Source organism: Arthrobacter glycogeni, from assembly GCF_054510815.1.
This window is the reverse complement of the sequence record NZ_JBTNDV010000026.1, coordinates 1-5,973: the sequence shown is the minus strand read 5'-3', so window position 1 is coordinate 5,973 and position 5,973 is coordinate 1. Positions and strand designations below refer to the sequence as shown.

At 60.5% G+C, this 5,973-nt stretch carries 3 protein-coding genes and 3 pseudogenes; 3 read left to right on the top strand and 3 right to left on the bottom strand.

Going from position 1 to position 5,973, the window contains the following annotated elements:
* Positions 1-112 precede the first annotated feature (112 nt).
* From ACX80G_RS17065 to ACX80G_RS17055, 3 genes and pseudogenes are all read right to left on the bottom strand, one after another.
* A pseudogene (locus tag ACX80G_RS17065) lies at positions 113-256 on the bottom strand (IS21-like element helper ATPase IstB); the annotation flags it as partial.
* Entirely contained in the window at positions 253-1,509 is a 1,257-nt protein-coding gene (gene istA, locus ACX80G_RS17060) for an IS21 family transposase (protein WP_459309208.1), read from the bottom strand. The pseudogene ACX80G_RS17065 and the gene istA, both read right to left, overlap by 4 nt.
* Before the next feature lie 68 nt (positions 1,510-1,577).
* Positions 1,578-2,293, bottom strand: a pseudogene (locus ACX80G_RS17055) (IS3 family transposase); the annotation flags it as partial.
* A 583-nt stretch (positions 2,294-2,876) separates the two neighbouring features.
* Here ACX80G_RS17055 and ACX80G_RS17050 point away from each other — a divergent pair.
* The 3 genes and pseudogenes from ACX80G_RS17050 to ACX80G_RS17040 all read left to right on the top strand — a co-directional run bounded on the left by ACX80G_RS17050 (position 2,877) and on the right by ACX80G_RS17040 (position 5,159).
* Positions 2,877-3,830: an L-lactate dehydrogenase gene (locus ACX80G_RS17050; protein ID WP_459309207.1), complete on the top strand. Its 954-nt coding sequence runs from the start codon at positions 2,877-2,879 to the stop codon at positions 3,828-3,830.
* Positions 3,831-3,862: 32 nt separating this feature from the next.
* Positions 3,863-4,512 (top strand): annotated as a pseudogene (locus ACX80G_RS17045) (L-lactate permease); the annotation flags it as partial.
* Between the two features lie 5 nt (positions 4,513-4,517).
* Positions 4,518-5,159 (top strand): L-lactate permease, encoded by a 642-nt coding sequence (locus ACX80G_RS17040; protein ID WP_459309205.1) that lies wholly within the window; start codon positions 4,518-4,520, stop codon positions 5,157-5,159.
* The last annotated feature ends 814 nt before the right edge of the window (positions 5,160-5,973 follow it).

The window sequence follows — 5,973 nt, the reverse complement described above, 5'->3', positions numbered from 1 at the left end:
ACTGGAAACAAGCCCTCGCCCAACTCGCCCTCGCTTACCCCGACCGCATCAACCCCCACCTATGAAAACCACCCAGAGGCACCCCGCTTACACAAACAACTTGACAGGCTCCACGGGAGAGGACCGCGGCGAGGTATTCCTCGTGAGACCACCCGGCGTCCCGGGCCTGGTCCCCGAGCCGGCGGAACCCGTCACTGATCCGCGGGGCGCGCAACGTCCGGGCGTAATACTCGATCTGGGCTGGCGTCCCAGTCATGAAGCCACCTCCAGCAGGGCTGGCTGCTGGCAGTGGTCAATGCCGAAGATCTCGTCATAGACGCCGAGATCGCGCACCTGAACGGACTCCAGCACCCCGGCTTCCACCATGTCGGGTCGGTGGGCTCGTTGGGCGTGGAAGTCCCGGCGCATCACCGCGGCCCGGGCCACGTGGACAGGATCGGTGATCACCAGATGCCGCGCCCATATCCGGACGTGCGTGGCGATGACGGCCCCCTCATGGGTGACCGTGACCGTGTCCAGATCGGCGATGACATCAACGATCCGCCCAATAAACGAGGGGTCAACGGAGTAGTCGTTGGAAAACACCCGCACGTAGTAATCCCGTGGCAGACGCACCGTGTTGCGGAACACCGTACCCGGGGTCACCGGCGGCAGTGGGCGCATCTTCTGCCGGTCCAAGATGATCAGCTCATCGGGGCGGCCGTGACGGGAACGCGAATACCGGTGATTAGCCGTCGGTAACCACTCATCTAACTGGCCGTTGAAATCCGCTGGCGAGACGAAGTGCCGGCCCGGCATGAAACGCTGCCGGAAGAACCTGTTCATCCGCTCCACCATGCCCTTGGACTCCGGGTCCCGCGGCGGAAGCAACTTAATCTCCAACCTCAACGACCCGGCGAACGCGGCCACCGGTTCCGTGGGCCGGCGACGTCCGATGCCGGATTCGTTGTCCCACAACAGCCGTGACGGAACCGCCTGCGCATCCTGAAGCAGAGCCCACATTCCGCCCAGCAAATCAGGGGTCGTCCGGGAGGGCAGCATCCTCGCCTGGATGAATCCCGAGAACGCCGACGTCATCACCAGCACCGGTGGAGTATCGTGCTGCCCCTCGCCCACGGGCAACGGCTCGTGCGGGAACCACAAATCGCACTGGACCTGAAAACCCGGGTCGTGAACCAGACGGTCCGCCGGGTCCGGCGGAGCATACTCAGGCCGGATCACGGCAACCTTCGCCCGAAACAGCGACGCCGAACCAGACCAACCCACCCGCTCCGCAAGCGTCGCCGCCGGCATCGTCGGCGTCTTCGCCAACAACTCCCGCACCCTCGGAGCGAACGCGTCAAAACTCGACACTCCGGACGCCCGCTGATACTTCGGCACCCGGCCCGACTCCAACGCCCGGTCCACGGTCCCGCGGGAAACCCCCACGATCCTGCCGATCTCACGCTTCGAGTGCTTGCCCGTCGAAAACAGGTGGCGTATCTCCGCCCAATCATCCAAATTGATCACCTTCCATCATGGTCGGTGGCCCTGTTTTCAAATGGCGTTCCTGGCCCTACTTTCAGCTGGCGTCAACAGTAAGTGATGTCGCCGACGAACTTCACCCCGGGCTGGTCCGCGGTGAAGTCGCGTTTCACCAGGTCCGGGACCGCGGCAGCCCCTTCGGCGTCGGCATGGGTGGTGACCCGGAACGGGCGCGGCTGGCACGGCACCAACTCTTCGGCGCGCATGATCGAGCGCCCCAGCTCCGGGGAACACAGCGTCCCCTCCGCGGCGAGGTCGGCGTGGATCCGCCGATACCCGTACGTCCCGTCGGCTGCCTCGAAGAAGTACCGGATACGCACCGCCAGTACCTGTTTGCGGGCCGCAGTGGCCGAGCGGGGCCGGGAGAGCCAGTCATAGAATCCGGAGGTCGATACGGTCAGCCACAGGCACATCTTCGAGACCGGGTCCGTGGCCCCGGGGGTGTTCTTTTGGGAATCGATGAACTCGTACTTCGCCACTACCGTGGATCCCTTGCAAAGTACGAGGCCGCTTTTTTCAAGAATGCGGCCTCGGCGCGGAGTTCCTGGTTTTCCCGCTTGAGTTCCTTCAGCCGGGCACGTTCTGAAACGCTCAGATCGGTTTCGGTCCCACCCTGGGATTCACGGTATTTCATCACCCACCGCCGCAGGGTCTCCGGCCCTACCCCGTAGGCCTTGGCGACATCCACCACGGGCTTGGATGTATCGATAACTTCCCGGGCCAACTCGTCCTTGAACTCCTGGCTAAACCGGCGACGCGATGCAGACATACTGCAGATCTCACTTTCAGTAGAAACCTCAGTTTAAGAGGTCCCACTGTCCGAAATCCCTAGGCCGCTCAATGACGCAAAAAGTTCGGGCGACGCCCATAGCTCCAGTAGGAGTTGGTGGGGCTGGCAATCGAAGGCGCTGGTCATGGTACGGCGGGGAAGCCGTAGCAGCCACCAAAGCCGGCGTGTGTGCAGGCCAGCCGGGATTCAAATAGTAATCCCCCTTGATCAGGGTCTTTCGACCCTGATCGAAAGGGCCACCCCACGATAGCCTGGCAGTGACGGTGCGCTTGAACACACGAGCATACCGAGGCTGACGTAGCCGATGCGCTGTGCGTGGCATTTCGTCACTATGGGCAGACACTTCCGACGGACCCAAAGACCAGGCACCCTCTCTGGTACCCATAACAATTTGGCACACTGGGACAGGAGCTCTCAGATTGTTGCCGACTCGGCGGGTCCCCAAGTCGACCGGCTCGTGCGCTCCTGTTCTGTGAATCACGCAATTGCGCTGCACACCAATGATCACGAGACCCACCCAGTAACGCTCGGCGTCGGGCCCCAATCGCAGAGGTGCACATTCATGACTAACAGGGAAAGTTCGAAGCTCACCGTCGTAGGTGCTGGGAGCGTGGGGACGAGCGTTGCTTACGCGGCGCTCATCCGCGGTTCAGCCCGCAACGTTGCTCTATACGATATTGTGACCGATAAGGTCGAGGCCGAAGTTCTGGACCTCGCGCACGGTACCCAATTCACTGGCGCGGGCACCGTTACTGGCGGTTCCGATCTGGCTGTGGTCGAGGGATCCCACGTCGTTGCCATCACCGCGGGTGCAAAACAGAAACCAGGACAGACACGCGTCGAACTTGCATCAGTCAACGCGTCGATCTTGGCCAAGATGATGCCGGACCTGCTAAGAGCGGCACCCGAAGCAATCTATATTTTGGTCACTAACCCATGCGACGTGTTGACCGTTCTCGCAGCTGAAGCCTCCGGCCTCCCCCCAAACAGGATCTTCTCCTCGGGAACTGTTCTGGACACGTCACGGTTACGGTGGAAACTCGCCGAACGGGCAGGAGTTGCCACCAGCAGCGTGCACGCATTTATCGTGGGTGAACACGGTGACACAGGGTTTCCGCTGTGGTCGGAGGCGAGAATTGGGCCGGTCCCCATCCTCGAATGGGAGACCGAGGGACACCCCCGGCTCACGGTCGACGAACTCGACAACATTGCGATTGACGTCCGCGATTCCGCGTACAAGATTATCCGTGGGAAGGGTGCAACGAATAACGCGATTGGTCTCTCAAGTGCACGCATCGTCGAGGCTGTTCTTCAGGATCAGAAAGCCATCCTTCCGGTCAGCACAGTTCTGAACGACTTCCATGGAATCGACGGAATAGCACTGTCGGTTCCATCCATCGTGGATGCCTCGGGTGCTGCGCCGATCAGAAGCACGCCCTTCTCCGAGAAGGAACTGCAGCTCCTCGCGCGGTCAGCCGGCGCTTTGTCCGGCGTGATTGAATCCGTACGTCGCTGAGTCAGATCTCCTAAGAGCCTGGAGTAGAGATTATGGGGATCCAATCTCTCGACCCATTCAAATCGCCCCTCCTTTCCGCGGCGATCGTGGCAATACCCATTGTCGTGTTCCTGCTCTGTCTGGTCGCGTTCAAATTGACCGGCCTCGTTGCCACAACCGGGGCTCTCCTGACTGAGATCCTTAGTGCGTTAATGGTGATCAGGATACCTTTCCCGTCAGTAGGAGGAGCCGGTTTTATTGGATCCCGGAATGCAGTCCGGCCCATCGCTTACATTATCGTCATGGCCGTGTGGCTCTACAAACTGGCAGTAGCCAGTGGTCGCTCGCGGTCATTCGCGCGTTTGTAGCCTCTGTCTGCCCGGATCAGCGTCTGCAGGTTTTATTCATCAGCTTCTCCTTCGGAGCGTTCCTGGAGGGAGTAGCTGGCTTCGAAGTTGCATTGCGATCTGTGCAGCAATGCTCGTTCAGCCAGAGTCCCGTCCAGCGAAGGCCGCAATGGTGCGCCTTGTGGCGAACTTCGCCGCCGGCGCTGACGGGGCGGTCGGGCGGTCGGGCGGTCGGGATTCCAGTGATAGTCGGCGCGCACGTCGGCGGGGTGGGCGTCATGGACTTGTCGAGGGATCTCGTCTTCATCCTGCAACCGATCGCTATACCCATACCTTTCCTACTGGATGCAATACTCCACGGTTGGCGTGGTCGCCGGGGAACCTCGCCGGCAACGGTCTTGGTCACAATTGTCTTCTCCGGTGGCCACGCTGGCTCGGACCTGAGCTGGCCGTCATCGTTCCCGGTCTGCTGGGGATGCCCACTATCGCCGTCCTGTGCCGCTTCTGGGAACCCATTCGTACGTTCCGGGTGAACGTGAAGGAAGCGCCCGATGCGAAACGGTACACGCCGCGCGAAGTCATCGCCGCCTGGAGCTCCTTCTATATCCTCACGGGATGTGCGTTCCTCTGGAGTGCGCCGTTCTTCAAAGCGCTATTCGTTCCCGGTGGTGCACTGGTTGGACTTGTCGCCACCGTCCCGATTCCCCGGGTCACTGGGGCAATCACCACGGCTGGCGGAGCTATTGTCGGAAACACCTACAGCTGGACGCCCGTCAACGCAATCGGGAGCGTTTTGCTTCTCGCGGTCCTTGTCACATTCCTGTCGAGTCCCACCAATAAGGCTTCAATGCTCATCGGCCAACTCATAGTCACGCTCAAAGGATTGGGGTGCGCGCTGGTGCTCATAGCCGCGATCCTCCGGGCCTCCATTCCCTACAGCCTTGGATTGCTGGCATTCATCAGCGTCTGGGCCTTCACGCTGTCACTCATAGGGATGGTGTGACCTGAGTACAGCTTTGACTGTCAAGGGCGCCGGTAGGCCGTGATCGTTGTGGTGCTGGGTGTGGCATCCGACCATCGGTTCGGATGCCCAACCGTCGATGAATCCACCGATTGTGTGCCCGTCTTCGCCGAGAACAGACGAGATCCAGAACATTTTGTTTTCGAGCGGTCGGCGGCGAGGATGGCACCTATTTGCTAACCACGAGGGTTTGCTGCGTCGCTCCTGGTTTGGGCTCGTAGCCGACGAGCAGCGGAGTCCATGCCAGTCGATGACTTGCCCGGTGGAGGCATTCCGGGGTTTCGGGGTAAGCAGGCCCACCGCCCCGCCCTTCGTGAGTTTATGGGGCCATACGTGGCGAACCTTCGGCGCAGCGGGCCCCAAACAGAGAAACCAAGATCCCTTCAGACTCAGCAGTTGGTGAGTCACGGCGAGCGGTGAAGACCCATGCGACATCTCGCCACTACGGGCGGTCCGGGCTACCGGGACTGACCTTTGGATAGGTGTCGGATCAGTGATTTGGCTCAAGGACATGTGGCGTGTACAGTAAGTCTAGTCGCCGCCGCTGAAGCGGAAAGATAGCGACCGACCCCTTATAAACAGCCTGTAAATGGCACGCTATTAGTGTGCGGAACTTGCAGGTAGGGACCCACCTGGTGGGGCTGAAAATCACGGAAATGGTGATTTGCTAAAGCCGCCAAGTTCGGGTAAGTTTGAAAAGTTGCTCCGGAGCGATGATGGGACTGTTTGGTTCTGTTTGGTGTCGGGTGTGTCTGTTGTTTGAGAACTCAATAGTGTGCCATGTTTGTTGATACCG

Coding starts and splice junctions, on each gene's coding strand:
- ACX80G_RS17050 (WP_459309207.1), top strand. CDS start 2,877: ATGACTAACAGGGAAAGTTCGAAGCTCACCGTCGTAGGTGCTGGGAGC.